20 protein-coding genes and 1 riboswitch are annotated in these 20,705 nt (G+C 71.1%); of the genes, 6 read left to right on the top strand and 14 right to left on the bottom strand.

Features of this window, described 5'->3' with window-relative positions; genetic code table 11:
• Window positions 1-137: 137 nt before the first annotated feature.
• Together ACZ7CF_RS38920 and ACZ7CF_RS38915 are read right to left on the bottom strand one after the other, a co-directional pair.
• The gene (locus ACZ7CF_RS38920; RefSeq protein ID WP_470372190.1) at window positions 138-1,481 is read right to left on the bottom strand and encodes a polysaccharide lyase 6 family protein; all 1,344 of its coding nucleotides are present in this window, start codon (window positions 1,479-1,481) and stop codon (window positions 138-140) included.
• Window positions 1,482-1,524: 43 nt separating this feature from the next.
• The gene (locus ACZ7CF_RS38915; protein WP_470372189.1) at window positions 1,525-1,959 is read right to left on the bottom strand and encodes an NUDIX hydrolase; all 435 of its coding nucleotides are present in this window, start codon (window positions 1,957-1,959) and stop codon (window positions 1,525-1,527) included.
• Between the two features lie 73 nt (window positions 1,960-2,032).
• Here ACZ7CF_RS38915 and ACZ7CF_RS38910 point away from each other — a divergent pair, with 73 nt between their 5' ends.
• The 3 genes from ACZ7CF_RS38910 (at window position 2,033) to rpsT (ending at window position 3,675) form a co-directional block, all read left to right on the top strand.
• Entirely contained in the window at window positions 2,033-2,965 is a 933-nt protein-coding gene (locus tag ACZ7CF_RS38910; protein WP_458433908.1) for an SPFH domain-containing protein, read from the top strand.
• Window positions 2,965-3,177, top strand: coding sequence for a type II toxin-antitoxin system antitoxin (locus tag ACZ7CF_RS38905; RefSeq protein ID WP_360399296.1), 213 nt, complete (start codon window positions 2,965-2,967; stop codon window positions 3,175-3,177). The genes ACZ7CF_RS38910 and ACZ7CF_RS38905 overlap by 1 nt, the downstream gene beginning before the upstream one ends.
• A 231-nt stretch (window positions 3,178-3,408) precedes the next feature.
• Window positions 3,409-3,675, top strand: a complete 267-nt coding sequence (gene rpsT / locus ACZ7CF_RS38900) for a 30S ribosomal protein S20 (protein ID WP_030468084.1) — start codon at window positions 3,409-3,411, stop codon at window positions 3,673-3,675.
• Between the two features lie 201 nt (window positions 3,676-3,876).
• On the opposite strand, the gene holA is transcribed toward rpsT, so the two are convergent.
• Complete coding sequence (holA, locus tag ACZ7CF_RS38895) at window positions 3,877-4,854, bottom strand: DNA polymerase III subunit delta (protein ID WP_458433912.1); 978 nt, start codon at window positions 4,852-4,854, stop codon at window positions 3,877-3,879.
• 78 nt (window positions 4,855-4,932) lie between these two features.
• Window positions 4,933-5,052: riboswitch (SAM riboswitch) on the top strand.
• Between the two features lie 11 nt (window positions 5,053-5,063).
• Here holA and thrC point away from each other — a divergent pair.
• The gene (gene thrC / locus ACZ7CF_RS38890; protein WP_360399302.1) at window positions 5,064-6,320 is read left to right on the top strand and encodes a threonine synthase; all 1,257 of its coding nucleotides are present in this window, start codon (window positions 5,064-5,066) and stop codon (window positions 6,318-6,320) included.
• Window positions 6,321-6,399: 79 nt separating this feature from the next.
• On the opposite strand, the gene ACZ7CF_RS38885 is transcribed toward thrC, so the two are convergent.
• From ACZ7CF_RS38885 to ACZ7CF_RS38840, 10 genes are all read right to left on the bottom strand, one after another.
• Complete coding sequence (locus ACZ7CF_RS38885; protein WP_470372188.1) at window positions 6,400-9,153, bottom strand: DNA internalization-related competence protein ComEC/Rec2; 2,754 nt, start codon at window positions 9,151-9,153, stop codon at window positions 6,400-6,402.
• Between the two features lie 819 nt (window positions 9,154-9,972).
• Window positions 9,973-10,650 carry a ComEA family DNA-binding protein gene (locus tag ACZ7CF_RS38880; protein ID WP_470372187.1) on the bottom strand — a complete coding sequence of 226 codons (678 nt, stop codon included), beginning with the start codon at window positions 10,648-10,650 and terminating at the stop codon, window positions 9,973-9,975.
• A gap of 87 nt (window positions 10,651-10,737) precedes the next feature.
• A complete protein-coding gene (locus ACZ7CF_RS38875; RefSeq protein ID WP_470372186.1) occupies window positions 10,738-11,631 on the bottom strand; it encodes a DegV family protein in 894 nt (297 codons plus the stop codon).
• Window positions 11,632-11,651: 20 nt separating this feature from the next.
• Window positions 11,652-12,365, bottom strand: a complete 714-nt coding sequence (gene octT / locus ACZ7CF_RS38870; RefSeq protein ID WP_470372185.1) for a diglucosylglycerate octanoyltransferase — start codon at window positions 12,363-12,365, stop codon at window positions 11,652-11,654.
• Window positions 12,362-12,967 (bottom strand): histidine phosphatase family protein, encoded by a 606-nt coding sequence (locus ACZ7CF_RS38865; protein ID WP_360399317.1) that lies wholly within the window; start codon window positions 12,965-12,967, stop codon window positions 12,362-12,364. Before ACZ7CF_RS38865 ends, octT begins: the two co-directional genes overlap by 4 nt.
• 3 nt (window positions 12,968-12,970) lie before the next feature.
• A complete protein-coding gene (rsfS, locus tag ACZ7CF_RS38860; protein WP_360399320.1) occupies window positions 12,971-13,360 on the bottom strand; it encodes a ribosome silencing factor in 390 nt (129 codons plus the stop codon).
• A 142-nt stretch (window positions 13,361-13,502) separates the two neighbouring features.
• On the bottom strand, window positions 13,503-13,706 hold the full coding sequence (gene cspE / locus ACZ7CF_RS38855) for a transcription antiterminator/RNA stability regulator CspE (protein ID WP_053735596.1): 204 nt from the start codon (window positions 13,704-13,706) through the stop codon (window positions 13,503-13,505).
• An 85-nt stretch (window positions 13,707-13,791) separates the two neighbouring features.
• Window positions 13,792-14,373, bottom strand: coding sequence for a nicotinate-nucleotide adenylyltransferase (gene nadD, locus ACZ7CF_RS38850; RefSeq protein ID WP_360399323.1), 582 nt, complete (start codon window positions 14,371-14,373; stop codon window positions 13,792-13,794).
• A 179-nt stretch (window positions 14,374-14,552) separates the two neighbouring features.
• On the bottom strand, window positions 14,553-15,722 hold the full coding sequence (locus ACZ7CF_RS38845) for a cytochrome P450 (protein WP_360399326.1): 1,170 nt from the start codon (window positions 15,720-15,722) through the stop codon (window positions 14,553-14,555).
• Between the two features lie 16 nt (window positions 15,723-15,738).
• Complete coding sequence (locus ACZ7CF_RS38840) at window positions 15,739-17,004, bottom strand: glutamate-5-semialdehyde dehydrogenase (protein ID WP_470372184.1); 1,266 nt, start codon at window positions 17,002-17,004, stop codon at window positions 15,739-15,741.
• Between the two features lie 63 nt (window positions 17,005-17,067).
• Between ACZ7CF_RS38840 and ACZ7CF_RS38835 the strand changes: the two genes are divergently transcribed.
• Window positions 17,068-19,152, top strand: a complete 2,085-nt coding sequence (locus ACZ7CF_RS38835) for a RecQ family ATP-dependent DNA helicase (RefSeq protein ID WP_470372183.1) — start codon at window positions 17,068-17,070, stop codon at window positions 19,150-19,152.
• An 18-nt stretch (window positions 19,153-19,170) separates the two neighbouring features.
• Here ACZ7CF_RS38835 and ACZ7CF_RS38830 read toward each other — a convergent pair whose 3' ends face one another.
• Entirely contained in the window at window positions 19,171-19,665 is a 495-nt protein-coding gene (locus ACZ7CF_RS38830) for a DinB family protein (protein WP_470372182.1), read from the bottom strand.
• Window positions 19,666-19,689: 24 nt separating this feature from the next.
• Between ACZ7CF_RS38830 and ACZ7CF_RS38825 the strand changes: the two genes are divergently transcribed.
• Entirely contained in the window at window positions 19,690-20,610 is a 921-nt protein-coding gene (locus tag ACZ7CF_RS38825) for a carbon-nitrogen hydrolase family protein (RefSeq protein ID WP_470372181.1), read from the top strand.
• The last annotated feature ends 95 nt before the right edge of the window (window positions 20,611-20,705 follow it).

Genomic DNA, 20,705 nt, shown 5'->3' with positions numbered 1-20,705 from the left:
TTTGCCAGGCCCGTTCCGGTTTTGATTTCCGGCCCGCTTCGCTCTGACATGGAGAACATTACACGGGGGTGTTTCGATCTCCAAATCGGGGGGTCCCGGTGACCGCCACACGTGCGGTCACCAGGACAAACGCCGACTCAGGGCGCGTTCACGCCGACGTCCGCGGTCGTGAGCGGCTTCCGCGTGGCCGAAGTGCTGTACTCGTCGGCCCCCACGTCCGGCTTGCCGGAGCGGGCCTGCGGGTCGAAGTCGCGCGTGACGTACGAGTAGGTGCCCGCCGAGGTGTCGATCGCCGGGCTGCCCGACGACAGGCGCAGCAGTCCGTTCGAGTCGCGCACGAGCTTCGGGTCGACCGAGCGGTAGCCGGACGGGATGCCGGCGGTACCGCCCCAGACGATGTTGCCCTCGTACTTCACCGTCGAGCCGCTCATCAGGTCGACCAGCTTCGACGACGACCCCTGGATGATGTTGTTCGCGAGCACGCAGTCCTTCGGCGCGTACGTGCCCGTGTCGCTGTCGACCACGGCGCCCGTGCCGACCAGCGTGTTGAACGCGACCGTCACGCGGTCGGGGCGGTCGTGCGAGGTGGAGGTCGGTCCGCTGTCGGTCTCCGAGCCCTTGCCGAACACGATCGCGCGGTCACCGGTGTTCTGCACGTAGTTGTTGAACACCCGGTGGTCGTTCCCGTGGAACCGGATGCCGCTCCCGAACAGCAGGTTCCCCTCCACGACCGTGCGGTTGCCGTGGCGCAGGACGATGTAGCCCTTGCTGTTGCGGATGGTGTTGAAGCGGACCGTGTTGTCCGAGGACTTGACCGAGATGGCCTCGGCATCGCCGTTGGCCTTGTCGAACAGGTTGTGCTCGATGACCGCGTACGCCGACTTCGACTGCTTGTGGCTGTAGCCGAGCCGGATGGACTCGCCACCGTTCGAGCCGGTGAACGAGTGGTTGTAGAAGTAGTTGTGGTGGACGTGGGTGCGCTGGGCGATCTCGCTGCCCGGCCCCGTGATCTGCAGGTACACGCCCTCGTTCGAACGGTTCGAGAACGTGTTGTGGTCCACCTCGACGTCGTTCGCGCTCACGGTGAGCGAGGCGCCGTCCTTGTTGCCGTTGTAGGTGTTGCGGGTGATGCGCGTGGCGAGCGCTCCCGCGGGGACGGTCGTGCCGGACTCGCCGTCGAACACGAAGCCCTCGACGGTGACGTCGCGGACTTCGCCGAGCTCGATGCCGCCCTTGCCGGTGAACACCGTGGCGCCGACGGTCTGCGCGGCGACGGTGATGCCGGACCTGGTGATCTTGACGGGCCGGTCGGCCGGGTGGACGCCTCGTGCGAGGACGATGCGCTGGCCCGGGCGGGCGGTGTCGATCGCGGCCTGCAGGGAGGACACGGTCGAGACGGCGACCACGGCGGCCTGGGCCGGCACGTGGACGAAGGACAACAGCAGGGCGGCCGCGGCGACAGCGGCCAGTGATCGGATCATTCGCCAACTCCGTTGTGGGCAGTTGGCGGCGGCAGGAGCGAACCTACCGCAGAATTCCCGCGGGTGGGGCGGTCCGGTAGAGGCCGAGGGCGGCGTCGAGGGACGGCACGCGGTCGAGTTGTCCGACGTCTGCGAGCGGGTGCCACTGGGCGAGGTCGGTCGTGCCGCCCACCTCGTTGCGCAGCTCGCCGCCGATGATCCGGACCTCGTACATGATGCGAAGTGCGTGGTAGTCGTGGCGGGACTCGGTGCGGAGCTCCGAGTCGATGCCGAGCAGGCGCACCACCTCGACGGTGAACCCGGTCTCCTCCTCGACCTCGCGGACGACCGCGTCGTACGGGTGCTCGCCGTGCTCGATGCCACCGCCGGGGAGGATCCAACGTTTGCCCGTTGGGCCAAGCCAGCGCGCCAGCAGGATCCGGTCCGCCTCGTCGACGCACACCCCGTACGCGGCCACACGCTGCTTCTTCGCCCTCATGCGGCTCAGCCTAACTTGTGATCAACCGCAAAAAAGTGATATCACTTAGATACTACTTCACCAGGGGGTCTGGATGAGCGCAACCATCGACACGACAGTGCACATGCCGGCACCTGTCGTGCGCGAGAAGCACGCACGGGAGATCGCCGGTCTGCCGATGTTCTTCGCAGGGTTGGCGGTGTTCGCGGTGGGCGTGTGGACGATCATCGAGGGAGTCAGGGTCGCGGAGGCCAACGGCGGCGAGCCGTCGGCGGGGCTGCTGGTCGCGGGGGTGCTGGTGCTCCTGGCGGCGTCGCTGCTGATGAAGGGGCTGTTCACCGTCGCGCCCGGTGAGGCGCGGGTGCTGCAGTTCCTCGGCCGCTACGTCGGCACGGTCCGCTCGGACGGTCTGCGGTGGGCGAACCCGCTGACGACGCGGGAGAAGATCTCCACCCGCATCCGCAACCACGAGACGCAGACGCTGAAGGTCAACGACGCGGACGGCAACCCGATCGAGATCGCCGCCGTGGTCGTGTGGCAGGTCGAGGACACCGCGCGTGCACGGTTCGAGGTCGACGACTTCGTGCGGTTCGTGGGCATCCAGACCGAGACCGCGGTCCGGCACATCGCGACGAGCTACCCGTACGACAACCACGAGGGGGCGGGGCTGTCGCTGCGGGAGAACGCGGACGAGATCACCGAGACGCTCGCGATCGAGATCTCGGCACGCGTGCAGTCCGCGGGCGTGAAGGTCATCGAGTCGCGGCTCACGCACCTCGCGTACGCGCCGGAGATCGCCCACGCCATGTTGCAGCGGCAGCAGGCGGGCGCGGTCGTGGCGGCCCGCACCCGGATCGTCGAGGGCGCCGTCGGCATGGTCGAGCTCGCGCTGGAACGGCTCGCCGCGCACGACGTCGTGGAGCTCGACGAGGAGCGCAAGGCGGCGATGGTCTCGAACCTGCTCGTCGTCCTGTGCGGTGACCGCTCCACCCAGCCCGTGGTCAACACCGGGTCGCTGTACACCTGATGGCGGAGCGCAAAAGCGTTCTGCTCAGGCTCGACCCGGCCGTGCACGACGCGTTGAGCAGGTGGGCGAACGACGAGCTGCGCAGCACCAACGCGCAGATCGAGTTCCTGCTGCGGCGTGCGCTGGCGGAGGCAGGCCGGCTGCCCGGTGAAGCGAAGAAGATGCCGCGCCGCGGCCGTCCGCCGAAGAAACCGGAACCGGACGAGGGCTGAGACCGGTCGCCGCGGCACGCTGAACAGGCGTTTCAGCAGTATTGAACCGCTTCCACGGCGTTCGTGCTGTCAGCTCGTGCCGACCAGGCCGGGTTCACGGTGCGCTGAGCTGGCCTGATATCCTTCGTCGTCGTGAACGCGCGGCGCTCCGCCGTGGAGGAGAGCCGGCTCTCGCCGGTGCCGACCAAGCGCGTCACGAACTCCGGTTTCGACACAGAAGGGTGATGTCGCATGGCGAACATCAAGTCCCAGCTCAAGCGGATCAAGACCAACGAGAAGGCGCGCCTGCGCAACAAGTCGGTCAAGTCGTCCCTCAAGACGGCCATCCGCAAGTTCCGCGAGGCTGCCGAGGCCGGTGACAAGGCGAAGGCCCTGGAGCTGCTGCAGGACGCGTCCCGCAAGCTCGACAAGGCCGCCACCAAGGGCGTCATCCACGCCAACCAGGCCGCCAACAAGAAGTCGGCGATGGCGCTGCGCGCGAACCAGCTCGAGGGCTGATTCCGCTCACCTCAGAGCCGTCGGGAAGGGCTCGCTCCTCGTGGAGCGGGCCCTTTTCGCTGTTCTGGTGGGGATGAGGGCCATGGAGTCGCTCCACGCATTCACCTCATTGGGCTTCACGACGCGCCGCTCCGTGCGGAAGCTGGCGCGGCACGGTCAATTCCGGTGCGTGGACGGTTCCGCGGGAACGCCGCGAGGGTGCTACCGGCGGCCGTGTGCCGCCACGATCCGCAGCACGGCGCGCTCCAGCGCGTAGTCGGCGTCGGCGGCCACGCCCTTCACGTCGGCGTTGAGCCCCGCGACCACCTGCATCGCGTCCGCGAGACCCGCCTGCTCCCAGCCGCGGGCCTGCGCCTGAGCTTTCTTGATCTTCCACGGCGGCATGCCGAGCGGACCGGCCAGGCTGAACGGGTCGGCCCGGCCCACCGCGGAGACGCGTGCGACCGTGCGCACCGCGTCCGCCAGCGCGTCGGCGACCAGCACGTGCGGCACCCCGAGCTGCATGGCCCACCGCAACGACTCCATCGCGCCCGCACGGTCACCGGTGACGGCCTTCTCCGCGACGGCGAACCCGGTCACCTCGGCCTTGCCCTGGTGGTAGCGGCGGATCTCCTCGACCGTCACCTTGCCGTCGGTGTCCGACACCAGCTGCGAGGCCGCCGCGGCGAGCTCGCGCAGGTTCGTGCCCACGGCGTCGATGAGCGTCGCGACCGCCTCGGGGTCGATCTTGCCGCCTGCCTGCCGCACCTCGTTGCGCACGAACGCCTCGCGCTCGGCCGACTTGGTGACCTTGCCGCACTCGGTGACCGCCGCACCGGCCTTCTTCAGCTGGCCGGGCAGGTCCTTGGCCGCCTTGCTGCGGCCGCCACCGGTGTGCACGACGACGAGCGTCACCCCGTCCGCGGGCGCCTTGAGGTAGGAGAGCACCGTGTCGGCGATCTCCTTGCTGATGTCCTGCGCGTTCTGCAGGACGATCACCCGGCCCTCGGCGAACAGCGACGGGCTCACCAGCTCGGCGAGCTCCGGCGGCGTGAGATCGCTCACCTGCACGCGGGTCAGGTCGGCCGACGCGTCGACCGCGCGCGCGGCCTCGAGTGCCGCCCGAACTGCGCGTTCGACCAGCAACTCCTCCTCGCCGACGACGAGGTGCAGTGACTCCGGTGCGCTCACGCTCCGCATCCTCCCACGTCCCGAATCGTGGACGTTTGTGGCCGAGCGGCGGAGACGTGCCGTACGTTGGTGGCCACAACTGAACACCGCTCATCCAGAGGGGCAGAGGGACCGGCCCGAAGAAGCCCCGGCAACCGGCGTCAGCGCTATGCGCAGACGATCACGGTGCCAATTCCGACCCGTTCGATTTCGCGGGAAAGATGAGGAGATACCTCGCGATGACTGCTGTCACTGTGCCCACGAGCACCAAGTTCGACCTCGGCCCCGCCCGCGCGCTGCTGTGCCGTGAGTGCGGAAATGAGACCCCTCTCGCTCCGGAATACGCCTGTCTCGAGTGTTTCGGGCCGCTGGAAGTGGCCTACGACTTCGGCAGGGTGCGGCGCGAGGACATCGAGGCCGGCCCCCGTTCAATCTGGCGCTACCGCGGCCTTCTGCCCGTTCCGTCCACTGTGGAACAGCACCCGAACACCGACCCCGGCGGCACCCGCCTGGTCGAGGCCGACCGCCTCGCGAAGGCGCTGGGCGTCCGCAAGGTCTGGGTGAAGGACGACACCGGCAACCCCACCCACTCCTTCAAGGACCGCGTGGTCGGCGTGGCACTGGCCGCCGCCCGCGAGCTCGGCTTCAAGGTCCTGGCCTGCCCCTCCACCGGCAACCTCGCCAACGCCGTCGCCGCGGCCGCCGCCCGCGCCGGCTGGGAGTCCGTCGTACTGGTCCCCTCCTCCCTGGAACGCGCCAAGATCCTCATGAGCGCCGTCTACGAGGGCGCCCTGATCGCCGTCGACGGCAACTACGACGACGTCAACCGCCTCGCCCAGGAGCTCGCCGCGGAGCACGAGGACTGGGCGTTCGTGAACGTCAACGTCCGCCCGTACTACGCGGAGGGCTCCAAGACCCTCGGCTACGAGGTCGCCGAGCAGCTCGGCTGGCGCCTGCCCGACCAGATCGTCGTGCCGGTCGCCTCCGGCTCCCAGCTCACCAAGATCGACAAGGCCTTCCGCGAGCTCGGCCAGCTCGACCTCGTCGAGGCCTCCCCGTACCGCGTGTTCGGCGCCCAGGCCACCGGCTGCTCGCCCGTGTCCACCGCCTTCAAGGACGGCCACGACGTCATCCGCCCGGTCCGCCCCGACACCATCGCCCGCTCGCTGGCGATCGGTGCCCCCGCCGACGGCCCGTACGTGCTCGACACGGTCCGCCGCACCAACGGCGCCATCGAGGACGTGACCGACGAAGAGGTCGTCGAGGGCATCAAGCTCCTCGCCCGCACCGAGGGCATCTTCGCCGAGACCGCCGGCGGCGTGACCGTGGCGACGGCGAAGAAGCTGATCGAGACGGGCCAGCTCGACCCCGACGGCGAGACCGTCCTGCTGATCACCGGTGACGGCCTCAAGACCCTCGACGCCCTCGGCGACACGATCGGCCCGCGCGCCACTGTGCCGCCGTCGGCCGAGGCCGTGCTCAAGGCACTGGGCTAGGTCGTTCGTTCAGCAGATCACCTCCTCCCGGTCCGGGGACGTCCGCGTCCCCGGACCGCGTCGTTTCACGCGGTGAGCGTCAGAGGGTGATCGCGGCCGACTTCGTCCAGCCCGTGCGCGGGAAGCGGCGCAGCTCGTCGCGAACGTGCGGGCCGACCGGTTCCACCTCGGCGCGCCAGGCCACGATCCGTTGCGGCCACGGGGCTTCTGCTTTGAGGGCGTTGTAGTGGTACTCGTGCCAGACGTCCGGGGCGATGCGCATGCCGTCGTCGAACACGTGCTCGGCGACGAGGTCGTAGGCGGCGTCCGCGTCGGCGGCCTCCGTGGGTGGCAGCACGTGCGTGGCGCGGGCGCGGTAGGTGATGGCGCGGCTGCCGTCCTCCAGCGTTTCGCAGAGGTAGTAGGCGAAGTCGGGCTTCAGTTCGTCGTGCGGCCACTGGGTGGCGGGGTAACCGGGCTGCCACATCGCCCAGGCGAAACCGGGCGTGCCGCCGGGAATCGGGTAGCGCGCGTTGTGGAGCCTGATCCAGACCTGGTCCATCTTCCTTCTCCTTTTCCTTCGTACGACTCGGCTTCCTGGCAACACCGCCAGGTCGCCGTCCTTGTCCGTGCGCAACACCAGGGCGCCACCCGCCCGCAGCGCGTCGATCACCTGCGGGCTCGGGTGCCCGTAGCGGTTGCCGGTGCCGACGCTCACCAGTGCGACCCGCGGTCGCACGCGTTCCAGGAACGCGGGCAACGAGGAACGTGAGCCGTGGTGGGGCACCTTGAGCACCTCGGCCCCCAGGTCCCGCTCCCCCAGCAACGCGGCCTGGCCGGCCAGTTCGACGTCACCGGTGAGCAGCACCCGGCCCGCGGGTGTGGTGGCCCGCAGTACGAGCGAGTAGTCGTTCACGACCGTGTTCGTCTCAGCGACGACCGGTTGCCGCCGCGGGCCCAGCACCTCTAGTTCCAGTCCCGGCCAGGCGAACCGCTCACCCGCCTTCGGTTCCAGCACCCGCACGCCGTTCGCGCGCGCCTGCTCGTTGACCTCCTTCCACGCCCACGCCGGCTCCTTGAGCGGTCCCACCGCCACCGCGCCCACCGCACGCCCGGCGAGCACCGCCTGCAGGCCGCCGATGTGGTCGGCGTGCAGGTGCGACAGCACGATCAGCGGGATCCGCGTGATCCCCAACGTCCTCAGGCACCGGTCGATCGCGCCGGGGTCGGGCCCGGTGTCGACCACGACCGCGCGGTCGGCCTCCGCAGTGGCCAGCACGAGCGCGTCGCCCTGGCCGACGTCGCAGCTCACGACCTTCCAGCCGGCCGGTGGCCACATCGGCGCGATGGTCCGCATCGGCACCAGCGCCACAAAGCCGCCGACGAGGAGCGCGACCGTCAGCACCCGCGTCTTCTTGTTGCGCAACAACAGGAAGACGATCGCCGTGACCACCGCCAGCGCGAGCCCGCCGACCCAGCCCTCCGGCCAGCTCAGCGACGCACCCGGCACCGTCGCCGCGTGCCGCCCGACCAGGACCAGCCACGTCACGGCCGGCCCGGCCACGTGCACCACCACCTCGGCAGCCGGTGGGAACAGCGGCGCGATGACCGCCGCCACCACACCCAGCACCGTCGCGGGTGCCACCACCGGTGCGACGGCCAGGTTCGCGAGCACCGACACGAGGCTGATCTGCCCCGACAACCCGACCACGAGCGGAGCCGTCGCGAGGCTGGCGACCGCGGGCACGGCAAGTGCTTCGGCGAACCCTTGCGGCACACCGCGTTCCTTCAGCCTGCGTGCCCATCTCGGTGCCACGAGCACCAACGCCGCCGTGGCCGTCACGGACAACGCGAACCCGGGATCGGCTCCCAGCGCCGGATCGACGAGCACCAGGACGAGCACCGTCGTCGCCAACGACGGCAGCGCTGACCGTTCGCGGCCGATGAACAGCGCCAGCAACGCGACGGCACCCATCACCGCGGCCCGCAGCACGCTCGGCTCGGGACCGGCCAGGGCCACAAACCCCACGAGTGCCACCAACGCACCCACCGCCGCCTTGCGCGGACCGGTCTTCCGCAGCAGCAGGTAGACCGCGCCGCAGACGATGGCCAGGTTCGCGCCGCTCACCGCGAGCAGGTGGGCCAGGCCCGCTGTCCGGAACTCATCGACGACGCGCGGCACCATGTGCTCGGTGTCGCCCACCACCAACGCGGGCAGCAGTCCCGCCTCCTCCTCGCCGAGGGTGGCGCTGGCCCTGCTCAGGCCGTCGCGGAGGTGGTCGGCCCAGCGCTGCCAGGCCGGTGGCGGCTGCACGTCCGCCGGTGGCCCGCGGACCCGGAGCAGGGCGGAGGTGAGGTCGCCCGGTCTCGGCGGCGCGAGCGAGCCCTTCACCGTGACCCGCTGACCGGGCAGCAGATCACGCCACTGCGCGGCCGGCGCGAGGATGACGACGGTGGCCCCGTTCGCCGTCGCGGTGACGACGACGTGGTCCACCCCGGCCTGGTGCCCGCCGAACCCCGCGGCCCGGATGCCACGCGGTCTCGTGCTCAGCTCCGCGGTCACCGTGGTCGTGCGGCCCTCGTCGGCGGCCAGGCGGAGCGGGTGGGTCTCGGCGCGCAGGACGTGGCTGCCGACCCAGGCACCGGCGATCGGGCCGGCGAGCAGGAGGGCGATCGCGCACGTCTTGGGCCACCACGCCCGGTGCCAGGCGATCAGGCCGACCGCGCCGGCGGACAGTCCGATGAGGACTGCGGCCTGCCAGCTCAGGTAGAGGCCGGACAGGGCCGTTGCCCACACTGCGGTGGCTGCGGGGACCAAGCGGTAGTCGTGGGTTACCGGGTGTCTGCGAGGCATGGTCGGGCCTTCGCTGTCGGGGCGCTTGGGGTGGGGTCGGTGAGGAGGGTGGCGAGTGCGCGGGGGTTGGAGCACCAGGCTCGGCGGCGCCAGGCTCGGCGTTGAGCGAGCAGGACGGCTGTTCCTGTGGACAGTCCGATGAGGACTGCCGTGTGGCGGGTCAGGAACAGGGCGGCCAGGGCGGTTGCCCATACAGCGGCGGTTGCGGGGATTAGGGGGTGGTCGTGGGCTGGGTGTCTGCGGGGCTTAGGTGCGGGAGGTCGGGAGGCGGCCGTGGAGGACCGGGGCGCGAGGGCGGGAGATCGAGGTGCGGCCGTGGGAGACCGGGAGGCGGCGGTGGGAGGCCGGGGCGTGGTGGCAGGGGCACGGCTGGTTGTTGTGCGGGTGCGGGCTCGGCGGTGTGGGAGGCCGTTCGGGGAGAACTCGCGGACGGTGACGAACGGGGTGCGCAGGAGGCCGGAGTACAGGCGGCCGGGGCGGGTGGACTGGTGCCAGATGAGGTCGGGTGCGGGCATGGCGACGATGCAAGGCATGGGAGTTCCTCTCGGCGAGTGCGAGGTGGGCTGTGGAACGCGCGGCGTCGGGCACGGGCGTGGGGCGGAGCGCGGGCGTGGGGTGGAGCGCGGGCGTGAGTGGGACGCGGGCGCGGGTGGGCAGGGCGCGTGGGGCGAGGTGTCGAGCGCCGGGCCTCGGGTGCGGGCCGTCAGCGGGGACGAGGTGCGGGCAGCCAGGGGCGGGCGAGGTCAGCGGGATGGCTGCGGGAGCCCGGCGTCCGGGATGGGGCCAGCGAGTTGGGCCAGCGGGTGGAAGCGCCGGGGGTCAGGTGTGGACCAGGTCGGCGAGTTTCGCGAGCTTGGTGTCGCCGATGCCTTCCACGTCGCGGAGTTCGTCGACGGAGGCGAACGGGCCCTTGCGGGTGCGGTGGTCGACGATGCGCTGGGCGGTGACCGGGCCTACTCCGGGCAGGGAGTCGAGGTCGGTGGCCGAGGCGGTGTTCAGGTTCAGCTTGGCCGGGTGCACGGCCGCGGGTGGGGGTGGGATGCCGACTGCGATCTGTTCGCCGTCGGTCAGTTTGCGGGCCAGGTTGAGGCCGTGGAGGTCGGTGCCGGGGTGGATGCCGCCGGCCAGGCGCAGGGCGTCGGCGACGCGGGCGCCGGAGGTGGCGGTGACGAGGCCGGGGGTGGCGACCTCGCCGATCACGTTCACGACCAGTTCGGGGGCCGGGGCGCTGGTGCTGACCAGGGCCAGGTCCGGTGCGGACTCGGCGGTGGGGCGTTGCAGCCAGGTGGACAGGCCGATGACCGTGCAGGCGACGGCGATGCCGAAGGCGAGCAGGCCGCGGCGGGGCAGGCGGGGCAGCCGGAAGCGGCGGGGGTGGCCGTGTTCAGTGGAGTCGGCGGAGTTCGCGTGGACGAGGGTCGGGTCGGCGCGGACCTTGGCGGCCAGTGCTTCCAGGCGGTCGGCCGGGGTGTCGTCGTGGTGGGGGCGGGGGAGCATGGGGTCGAAGTTACGGAGTGGGAGGGGTGGGGGGTGCGGGGGAAGTGCCGGGCTGTGGGTTACTCGCGGGTTGTGGACAGGTCGCGATCACTCGCTGCTCGGGGAACCGGGATTGTCGGGGGTGTGTGGGAGGATGTCCGGTCCTCCTGGCAGGACCACCACGCCGAGGACGCCGGGGCCCGTGTGCGCGCCGATCACCGCGCCGACCTCCGAGATCACGCACCCGGTCGAGCCGGGGAGGCGTTCGTCCAGGTGGGTGGCCAGTTCTGCGGCGCGTTCCGGGGCTGCGAGGTGGTGCACGGCCAGTCCCACCGGGCCGTCGCCGGCCGCCGCCGCGGCGAGGTCCACCAGTCGGGCCACCGCCCGGCTCATCGTGCGCACCTTCTCCAGCGGCACGATCCGGCCGTCGTCGACGTGCAGCAGCGGCTTCACGGCCAGCGCGGTGCCCACCAGGGCCGCGGCCGCACCGATCCGGCCGCCGCGGCGCAGGTGGTCCAGGGTTTCGACGCAGAAGAACATCCGGGTCCCGGCGGCCGCGGTGGACGCGGCGTCCTCGACCTCGGCGTGCGAATGTCCGGCACCGACAGCGGCGCACGCGCGCAGGACGGCGAACCCGAGCCCCATGCCCGTCGACCGCGAGTCGACCACGCGGATGCGGGACGGGTCGATCTCCTCCGCCGCGAGCCGAGCCGCCTCCCACGTCCCCGAGAGCTCGCGCGAGAGATGAACGGACACGATCGCGTCGGACGACGACAACACGTCCCGGTACACGTCGGCCATCTCGCCCGGTGTCGGACGCGACGTGGTCACCCGGCGGTGCTCCGCCAGCGCGGCGGCCAGCTCGGCCGGGCCGAAGTCGACGCCGTCGAGACGCCCGGCACCGTCCACCGCGACGTGCAACGGCACCACGGTGATCGAATGGCGCTGCGCGAACCCCTCGGGCAGATATGCCGTGGAGTCGGTGACGATGGAGATGCGCACGAGCGACGAGCCTACGGCCCTCACTCCTCCGTGTGATTGACCGCCACGGACGAGATGAGCTCGGCCATGGCCTCGCCCACCAGCTCGTGCCCCTCCCAGCCCCAGTGCATCCCATCGGGGTTGCCCGCACCCGAACGGACGTGCGGGCCGATCACCGCGGGCAGGTCCAGCAGGGGCACCTCCGCATGTGCGGCCCACCCGCGCACAGCCTTCACCGCAGCCGCGTGCCCGGAGTGCACGAACCCGTACGACTCGGCCCGGTGCACTGACGGCACCATCCCGATCGCGGGCATCTTGTACTGGAGATTGCGCACCGACTGCAGCGAGTCGCGCAGATAACGAGCCGTCAGCGCCGGAGGCAGGGCAACGCGCGCATACGGCGCCAACAGTGGCTGCGCGGCGGTGTAACGCGCGCGCACCCACCGTCGCAACCAGTCAGGCCGCACATAACGCAGCCCTTCGCGCAGATAGGTCGGCAGCGGCGACGGCAGCGTGTCCATGCTGCCGACCGCGAAGATCAGCACGTCCGTGGACGGCAGCAACGACCAGATCCGCGGATCACCCGTCAACGCCCACCAGGCGTCCCGCGCCGTCCACCCGAACCCCGCGGCCAGCTCCGCCGACCCGCCCAGGGCCGCGGCACAGAGGTTGTGCCACAGCCGCGGATGATCGGCGGGCAACGGCCCGGACGGTCCGAAGAACGACAGCGAGTCGCCCAGGACGAGCAGTCTCAACGCGTGGTGCCCGCGTTGTACGACGACAGCCGCCACCGGTCGTTGCGCCGGGTGAACACGGTCCAGTGGCAGTTCGAGATGCCGCCGAGCTGCGACCAGTTCTCCACCGGCAGTTCGAGCAGCCGCCCGGTCAACGCGCTGATCAGACCGCCGTGCGCGCACAGCAGGACGGTCTCGGAGAACTCCGCGTCGACCTCCTGCACGACCTTGATGGCCCGCTCGGCGACCTCGACCCGCGACTCACCGTCCGGCGGCGTGTAGGTGGGGTCGGTGCGCCACACGGTGACCGCACCCGGCCACTCCTGGTCCACCTCGGCCGTGGTCAGCCCCTGCCACTTGCCCAGGTGCGTCTCGCGCAGCCGCGCGTCGATGCGCAACGGCACGTCCGCGGACGTGGTGAACACACGCGCCGTGTCGCGCGCACGTTGCAGATCGGAGGCGACCACGACCTCCGGTTCGAAGCCGGCGAGCACCGGAACGGCGAAGCGCGCCTGGTTGAGGCCGGTCTCGGTGAGCGCCGAGTCCAGGTGGCCCTGCAGGCGGCCGGTCGCGTTGTAGTCGGTCTCGCCGTGCCGCCACAGCACGAGCCGGCTCAGGGCCATCGGCTACCCCTGCTCGGCCGCGGTGTCGGCGGGGACGTCCGCTTCGAACTCGATGCGCGGGCAGTCCTTCCACAGCCGCTCCAGGCCGTAGAAGCTGCGCTCCTCGGTGTGCTGCACGTGCACGACGACGTCCACGAAGTCCAGCAGCACCCACCGGCCCTCGCGGGCCCCTTCGCGGCGCACCGGCTTCGTGCCGGCCTCCCGCAGCTTCTCCTCGATGTTGTCGACGATCGCTCCGACCTGCCGCTCGTTGGGAGCGGACGCGATCACGAACACATCGGTGATCACGAGCTGGTCGGAGACGTCGAGCACCGTCACGTCGTGCGCCTTCTTGTCGGCCGCTGCGTTCGCCGCGACCAGCGCCAGCCGTCGTGCCTCGTCGGTGGCTGCCACGTCACTCCTCTGACTTCCGGCGGACGTCGATACGCCCGCACGAGTTACTGAGGGTACCGGCGAGCGCCAAACGGGTACTTCACGCCCAGGCATGACGAAGGCCACCTCAGCGCCCTGAGGTGGCCTTCACCTGCGCCGAAGACTAGATCGGGCGGACCTGCTGGGCCTGCGGGCCCTTCTGGCCCTGACCGACCTCGAACTCGACCTTCTGGTTCTCCTCGAGCGAGCGGAACCCCTTGGACTGGATCTCCGAGTAGTGCACGAAGACGTCAGCCGAGCCGTCGTCGGGCGCGATGAACCCGAAGCCCTTTTCGGCGTTGAACCACTTCACGGTGCCTGTAGCCAAAGTCTTGCCTTCCACGAACCAGCAACAACCCGTCGATTGTTGCTCCCCGGGCCCTCGGATGCACGCAAAATCCACTCGAACGTGATTACGACTCGGAGTACAGGCCCGTCTTGGCGATGTACTGGACCACCCCGTCCGGTACGAGGTACCAGACCGGTTGGCCCGAGGCGGTGCGGTCGCGGCAGCCCGTGGAGGAGATCGCCATGGCCGGGACCTCGACCAACGAGACGGCGCCCGGCGGCAGGTGGTGGTCGTCCAACGTGTAGCCCGGACGGGTGACTCCGATGAAGTGGGCCAACGCGAACGCGTCCTCCGCGCGTTTCCAGGACAGGATCTGCTCGAGCGCGTCCGCGCCGGTGATGAAGAACAGCTCGGCGTCCGGGTACTGCGCCTTGAGGTCGGTCAGCGTGTCCACGGTGTAGGTGGGGCCCTCGCGGTCGATGTCCACGCGGCTGACCGAGAACCGGGGGTTGGACGCGGTGGCGATGACCGTCATCAGGTAGCGGTCCTCGGCCGGGGAGACCTCGCGCGACGCCTTCTGCCAGGGCTGACCGGTCGGCACGAAGATCACGCGATCCAGGTCGAACCTGGCCTGCACCTCGCTGGCGGCCACGAGGTGGCCGTGGTGGACGGGGTCGAACGTGCCGCCCATGACGCCGATGCGCATCGAAACAGCGTAGACGGGCGCCGGACCGCTCCCGAGCTCCGGCGCCCGTCGTGCTGATCACACCGCACGGCCCAGGGGGAGGACGGGCCGTGCGGGTCGCGGCCCACCCCGAAGCAGAGCCGCGCACCGGGGAAACGCACCCGCCGCTCCCCCATTACGCGACTTCGTGAAGATTTTTCTCACCAGCTCGCCACGAGCCGCAACGGGCCCCTGACCAGCGAACCCTTGCGGAACTCGACGGGTTCGGCCAGCCGCAGCCCCGGCATCCTGCGCAGCACCGCGGCCAGTGCGACGTGCAGCTCCATCCGCGCGAGCTGCGAACCGAGGCAGAAGTGGACGCCGTGGCCGAACTGCAGGTGCTGACCGGTCTCGCGGTCCAGGTCGAACTCGGCGCTGTCGCGGTACACGGACTCGTCGCGGTTGGCCGACGACACCACGACCAGCAGCGCGTCACCCTCCTCGACCCGCACGTCCCCGATCCGGACGGCCTCGGTCGCGATCCGCGGGAAGCCGGCGCCGCTGCCCAGCGGGACGAACCGCAACAGCTCCTCGACCGCGCGGGGAACTTCCTGGGGGTCGTCGACCAGCCGCTGCCAGACGCCGGGGTGTTCCAGCAGCGTGAGGATGCTGTTGCCGAGCATGTTCGCGGTGGTCTCATGACCGGCGACGAGCAGCGTGATGCCGAACCGGACCAGCTCGTCCTCGCTGAGCCGGTCGTCGTTGTCACGGGCGGCGACCAGTGCGCTGTACAGGTCGTCCGTGGGCTGCGCACGGCGTTTCGCCACCAGTGCGGTGAAGTAGGCGTGGAGCTTCGCGACGCCCTCCGCCGCCTCCTGGGGCGTGTTGCCGCCGACCGTGCCCATGACCTGGTTCGACCACGTGCGGAACTCCGCGCGGTCCGCGAAGGGCACGCCGAGCAGCTCGCAGATGATCGTGACCGGGAACGGCGTCGTGAAGCCCTCGACCAGGTCGCCGGGGTTGTCGAGGCGGTCGAGCAGGTCCTCGGTGATCTCCTGGGCACGCGGCCGCAGCGCCTCGACCCGCCGCACGGTGAACGCCTTCGACACGAGGCGGCGCAGGCGGGCGTGGTCCTCGCCGTCGGAGGTCAGGATCGACCCGCCGGGCGCGATGAGGGGCTGCATCCGCGGCACGTCCCGCCCGACGGTGCGGGCGCGGCTGAACCGCGGGTCGCCCAGGACGAACTTCGTCTCTTCGTACGACGTGACGAGCCAGCCCTCGCCGCCGTAGGGGAACGTCACGCGCGCAACGGGTTCTTCGCGCCGTAACCGTTCATACGCCGGGTCGAGGGCCAGGCCGTCGGGTTCGGAGAACGGGTAGGTGGGAGCCATGTCCCCGAAGGTAGGGCTACGCCTTCGGGCGCGTGTGCCCTTCGCCCCACGCGACCCACTTCGTGGACGTCAGCTCGGTCAGGCCCATCGGGCCGCGGGCGTGCAGCTTCTGCGTGGAGATGCCGATCTCCGCGCCCATGCCGAACTCGGCGCCGTCGGTGAAGGCCGTGGAGGCGTTGACGAACACCGCCGCCGCGTCCACGCGGGCGGTGAACCTGCGTGCCGCCGCGACGTCGTTCGTCACGATGGCCTCGCTGTGCCCGGAGCCGTGCTGGGCGATGTGCCTGACCGCGTCGTCGAGGGAGTCGACCACCTTCGCGGCGATGTCGAGGCTCAGGTACTCGGTGCCCCAGTCGTCGTCGTTGGCCTGCACGACATCGGGCTGCTGCGCGAACTGGTCGTCACCGTGGATGGTGACGTCCTCCTGCTGCAGCGCCTTGGTGATGCGCGGGACGAACTCCGCGGCGACGTCCTCGTGCACCAGCAGGGACTCGGCCGCGTTGCACACGCTGGTGCGCCGGGTCTTGGCGTTGAGGACGATGGCCTCGGCCATGTCGAGGTCGGCGTGCGCGTCCACGTAGACGTGGCAGTTGCCGACGCCGGTCTCGATCGTGGGCACGGTCGCCTGCTCGACGACGGCGTTGATCAGGCCGGAGCCGCCGCGCGGGATCACCAGGTCGACCAGGCCGCGTGCGGTGATGAGGGCCGTGACGGACGCGCGGTCGTGGCACGGCAGCAGCTGCACGCAGTCAGCCGGCAGGTTCACGCTTTCGAGCGCGTCGCGCAGGACGGCGACGAGCGTCGTGTTCGAGTGCTCTGCGGTCGAGGAACCGCGCAGCAGAGCGGCGTTGCCCGACTTCAGCGCGAGACCGGCGGCGTCGACCGTGACGTTCGGGCGGCCCTCGTAGACCATGCCGACGACGCCCATCGGGACGCGGACCTGCTTGAGCTCCAGCCCGTTCGGCAGGATCGAGCCGCGCACGACCTCGCCGACCGGGTCGGCGAGTCCCGCGACGGTCTCCAGGCCCTTGGCCACGGCGTCGACGCGCGCCTCGGTCAGCGTGAGCCGGTCGAGGATGTTCTCCGGCAGACCGGCCGCCCTGCCCGCTTCGAGGTCCTTCCCGTTGGCCTCGATGATCTCCGGCGTGCGCGCGCGGAGGGCGGCGGCCATCTCGTGCAGCGCGGCGTCCTTGCGCTCACGGGTGGCGAGGACGAGGTCGTCGGCGGCGACGCGGGCGCGGCGGGCTGCGGCGTGCACCTGGTCGCGCAGGTCTTCAGTCACGCCGCACAGCTTACGACCTGCGGCAATCACAATTGTCAGACCTACCTGGCAAGCTTGCTCCCCATGGACGACATCGCGTTGCGGGAACTGGCGGAGGAGCGGCTCCGGGCACTGGCGGGCCCGGAGGCGGTGCTGCGCGAGGACCAGTGGACGGCGATCCACACCCTCGTGGCGCAGCGCCGCAGGGCACTGGTCGTCCAGCGCACGGGGTGGGGCAAGTCGGCGGTGTACTTCATCGCCACGGCGTTGCTGCGGCAGCTCGGCGAGGGCCCGACGGTCATCGTCTCGCCGTTGCTCGCGTTGATGCGCAACCAGGTCGACGCGGCGGCGCGGGCCGGGGTGCACGCGGTGACGATCAACTCCGCCAACACCGACGAGTGGGACGCGGTGCAGGCGCAGGTCTCCGCCGGTGAGGTCGACGTGCTCCTGGTGAGCCCGGAACGGCTGAACAACCCGGACTTCCGCGACTCGGTGCTGCCCTCGCTGACGGCCTCGGCCGGTCTGCTCGTGGTCGACGAGGCGCACTGCATCTCCGACTGGGGCCACGACTTCCGGCCGGACTACCGCAGACTGCGGACGCTGCTGGCGGAGCTGCCGCCGGGCGTGCCGGTGCTGGCCACGACGGCGACGGCCAACGACCGGGTGGTCCACGACGTCACCGAGCAGCTGGGGCTCGGTGCCGAGGAGGGCACGCTGGTGCTGCGCGGGCCGCTGGACCGCGACAGCCTGCGGCTGGGCGTGGCGCAGCTGCCGACCGCCGAGGCGCGCCTGGGCTGGCTCGCCGAGCGGCTGGAGCGGCTGCCGGGCTCGGGGATCATCTACACCCTCACGGTCGCGGCGGCGGACGACATCGCCGCGTTCCTGTCCGACCGGGGCTTCGCGGTGGCCGCGTACTCGGGCAAGACCGAGCCGGCCGAACGGCAGCGGGCCGAAGAGGACCTGCTCGCCAACAGGGTCAAGGCCCTCGTCGCCACCTCCGCGCTGGGCATGGGGTTCGACAAGCCGGACCTGGGGTTCGTCGTGCACGTCGGCGCGCCCTCCTCCCCCATCGCCTACTACCAGCAGATCGGCCGGGCGGGCCGCGGTGTCGAACGCGCCGAGGTGATCCTGTTGCCCGGCCACGAGGACCGGGACATCTGGGCGTACTTCGCGTCCCTCGCGTTCCCGGCCGAGGTGGTCGTGCGGCAGGTGCTGTCCGCGTTGTCCGGGGCGGGCAGGGCGCTGTCGACGGCCGCGCTGGAGCCGGTGGTCGAGCTGTCGCGCGGGCGGCTCGAGGTCGTGCTCAAGGTGCTGGACGTGGACGGCGCCGTCCGCAGGGTGCGCGGTGGCTGGGAGGCGACCGGGCGGCCGTGGGAGTACGACGGCGAGCGGTACGCGCGGATCGCCGAGGCCCGCCGCGCCGAGCAGCAGGTGATGATCGAGTACCAGCGGACGTCGGCGTGCCGGATGCGGTTCCTGCAGGACCAGCTCGACGACCCGACCGCGCACGACTGCGGCCGCTGCGACAACTGCACGGGCGAGCGGTTGTCGGTGGACGTGTCCGAGACCGCGGCCGGCGCTGCCCGCGAACGGCTGCTGCGGCCGGGCGTCGACGTGGCGCCGCGCAAGATGTGGCCGACCGGCATGAAAGCGATCGGCGTCGACCTGTCCGGCAAGATCCCCGCGTCCGAGGTGGCGGCCACGGGACGGGCGCTGGGCCGGCTCACCGACATCGGCTGGGGCAACCGGCTGCGCGACCTGCTCGCCAACGGCGCCGACCGGGAGATCCCCGACGACGTGTTCGCGGCCTGCGTGAAGGTGCTGTCGGCGTGGGGCTGGGACGAGCGCCCGGTCGGCGTGGTGGTGGTCGGCTCCCGCAACCGCCCGTCCCTGGTGGGCAGCTTCGGTCAGCGCATCTCGTCGATCGGCCGGCTGCCGTTGCTGGGCACGGTCTGGCTCGGCGAGTCGACGCACCGGGCCAACAGCGCCCAGCGGCTGGCCGGCCTGGTGCGGTCCGGCGAGGTCCCCGACCTGTCCGGTGTGGACGGTCCGGTGCTGCTGGTGGACGACCACGTCGACACCGGCTGGACGATGACCGTGGCCGCCCGGCTGCTCAGGAGGGAGGGGGTGCCCGCGGTGCTGCCGTTCGCGCTGGCGGTGACGAACTGACGGCGGGTCCAGGACCGGCTAGCGGGCGACCAGCCGCCGGAGCTGTCCGATCTCGGCCACGTTCTTCATCAGCTCGGCGTTGACCCAGGCGAGGGTGTGCGCGACGGACATCGTCCCGTCCGGCCACGGGAAGCCGGTGGTCGCCTCCAGGTCGGCGGTCGCCAGCACGTCCAGCCACTGCGCGCGCAATCCGCGCAACCACTCCACGGCCAGCTCCGGCCCCGGCCACACCACCTCTCGCGGCTCGTCCCCGCGCACGTGGTCGACCGCAGCCGTCCACCACCAGCCGATGTGCCACGTCAGCCAGGCCGCCGTGGCCACGCCGGTGGGTTCCTGCTCGGGCGTGGGCCAGTCGCGGTCCCACCCCGTGCCGTTGTGGCGCATGGTGAACACGGCAGGGGTCTGCGGTTCCCAGAGGAGGTCCGCGGGGTCCAGCAGCTCCAGGTGGTGCTCGAACAGCGACCAGGTCAGCTCGAACTGCCAGCGCAGCAGGTCGCGTTGGGAGACAGCCATGTCGTCAACCTAGAGGAGGTCGTCGTGCGCGTTGCCGCTGCCCAGGCCCGCTGTCCGTGGCTGGACCGGGAGGCAGGGGTGCGCAAGGTGGTCGACTTCGTGGGGCGGGCCGCGGCGGAGGGTGTGGAGCTCGTCGTGTTCCCGGAGACCTTCTTGCCGGGCTACCCGATCTGGCTCAGCGAGGCCGGTGGTGTGGAGTTCGCCGACGACCGGCAGGAGGCGGCCTGCGCGGCGTACCGGGAGGTCGCGGTCGAGCTGAGCGGACCCGAGGTGCAGGTGGTCGTCGAGTCCGTCCGGGACCACGGCGTGTTCACCTACCTCGGGATTGCCGAGCGCGGGCCGGGGCACGGCACCGTGTACTGCACGCTGCTGGCCATCGACCCGGTGGCCGGTGTGTGCGGTGTGCACCGCAAGCTGGTGCCCACGCCGGAGGAACGGGCGGTGTGGAGCAACGGGGACGGGCACGGCCTGCAGGTGCACGAGGTCGGCGGTGTGCGCGTCGGCGGCCTGTGCTGCTGGGAAAACTGGATGCCGTTGGCGCGGCACACCCTCTACGCGCAGGCACCGGACCTGCACGTGTCGGTGTGGCCGGGCTCCACCAGGCTGACCGGCGACATCACCCGGTTCGTCGCGCTGGAGGGCGGGGTGTACTCGCTCGCGGCCGGAGCGGTGGTCGACTACGCGGACGTGCCCGCCGGTTTCCCGCTGCGGGACGAGATTCTTGCGGCCCGGCACCGCTCGCCCTACGACGGCGGGTCGGCGATCGCGGGGCCGGACGGCCGGTGGCTGGTGGCACCCGTGCGGGGCGAGGAGCGGCTCGTGATCGCCGACATCGACCCCGCGGTGGTGCGCGGTGCGCGGCGGGAGCTCGACCCGGACGGGCTCAGGGCGAGACCGGACGTGTTCGGGGTGAGCGTGGACCGAAGGCGGGTCTTTCCCGGCTGACGGACCGGAGCGGGCGTGAGCACTCGACGAACAGCATCGCGGTGGTGTTCACGCTGGTGCTCACCGGCCAGCCGTGCAGGAGCAGGCGTTGGAGG

Source organism: Lentzea sp. NPDC036955 (assembly GCF_055608005.1).
Note: the sequence above shows the minus strand (reverse complement) of the source record. Positions and strands in the feature narration are given on the sequence as shown.

Bases quoted from the DNA above. Each gene is read 5' to 3' on its own strand.
- ACZ7CF_RS38905 (WP_360399296.1), top strand. From the start codon at position 2,965: ATGGCGGAGCGCAAAAGCGTTCTGCTCAGGCTCGACCCGGCCGTGCAC.
- ACZ7CF_RS38920 (WP_470372190.1), bottom strand. From the start codon at position 1,481: ATGATCCGATCACTGGCCGCTGTCGCCGCGGCCGCCCTGCTGTTGTCC.
- ACZ7CF_RS38845 (WP_360399326.1), bottom strand. From the start codon at position 15,722: ATGGCTCCCACCTACCCGTTCTCCGAACCCGACGGCCTGGCCCTCGAC.
- ACZ7CF_RS38915 (WP_470372189.1), bottom strand. From the start codon at position 1,959: ATGAGGGCGAAGAAGCAGCGTGTGGCCGCGTACGGGGTGTGCGTCGAC.
- ACZ7CF_RS38830 (WP_470372182.1), bottom strand. From the start codon at position 19,665: ATGGCTGTCTCCCAACGCGACCTGCTGCGCTGGCAGTTCGAGCTGACC.
- holA (WP_458433912.1), bottom strand. From the start codon at position 4,854: ATGCGGAGCGTGAGCGCACCGGAGTCACTGCACCTCGTCGTCGGCGAG.
- ACZ7CF_RS38910 (WP_458433908.1), top strand. From the start codon at position 2,033: ATGAGCGCAACCATCGACACGACAGTGCACATGCCGGCACCTGTCGTG.
- thrC (WP_360399302.1), top strand. From the start codon at position 5,064: ATGACTGCTGTCACTGTGCCCACGAGCACCAAGTTCGACCTCGGCCCC.
- ACZ7CF_RS38880 (WP_470372187.1), bottom strand. From the start codon at position 10,650: ATGCTCCCCCGCCCCCACCACGACGACACCCCGGCCGACCGCCTGGAA.
- ACZ7CF_RS38865 (WP_360399317.1), bottom strand. From the start codon at position 12,967: ATGGCCCTGAGCCGGCTCGTGCTGTGGCGGCACGGCGAGACCGACTAC.
- nadD (WP_360399323.1), bottom strand. From the start codon at position 14,373: ATGCGCATCGGCGTCATGGGCGGCACGTTCGACCCCGTCCACCACGGC.
- rpsT (WP_030468084.1), top strand. From the start codon at position 3,409: ATGGCGAACATCAAGTCCCAGCTCAAGCGGATCAAGACCAACGAGAAG.
- ACZ7CF_RS38835 (WP_470372183.1), top strand. From the start codon at position 17,068: ATGGACGACATCGCGTTGCGGGAACTGGCGGAGGAGCGGCTCCGGGCA.
- ACZ7CF_RS38885 (WP_470372188.1), bottom strand. From the start codon at position 9,153: ATGCCTCGCAGACACCCGGTAACCCACGACTACCGCTTGGTCCCCGCA.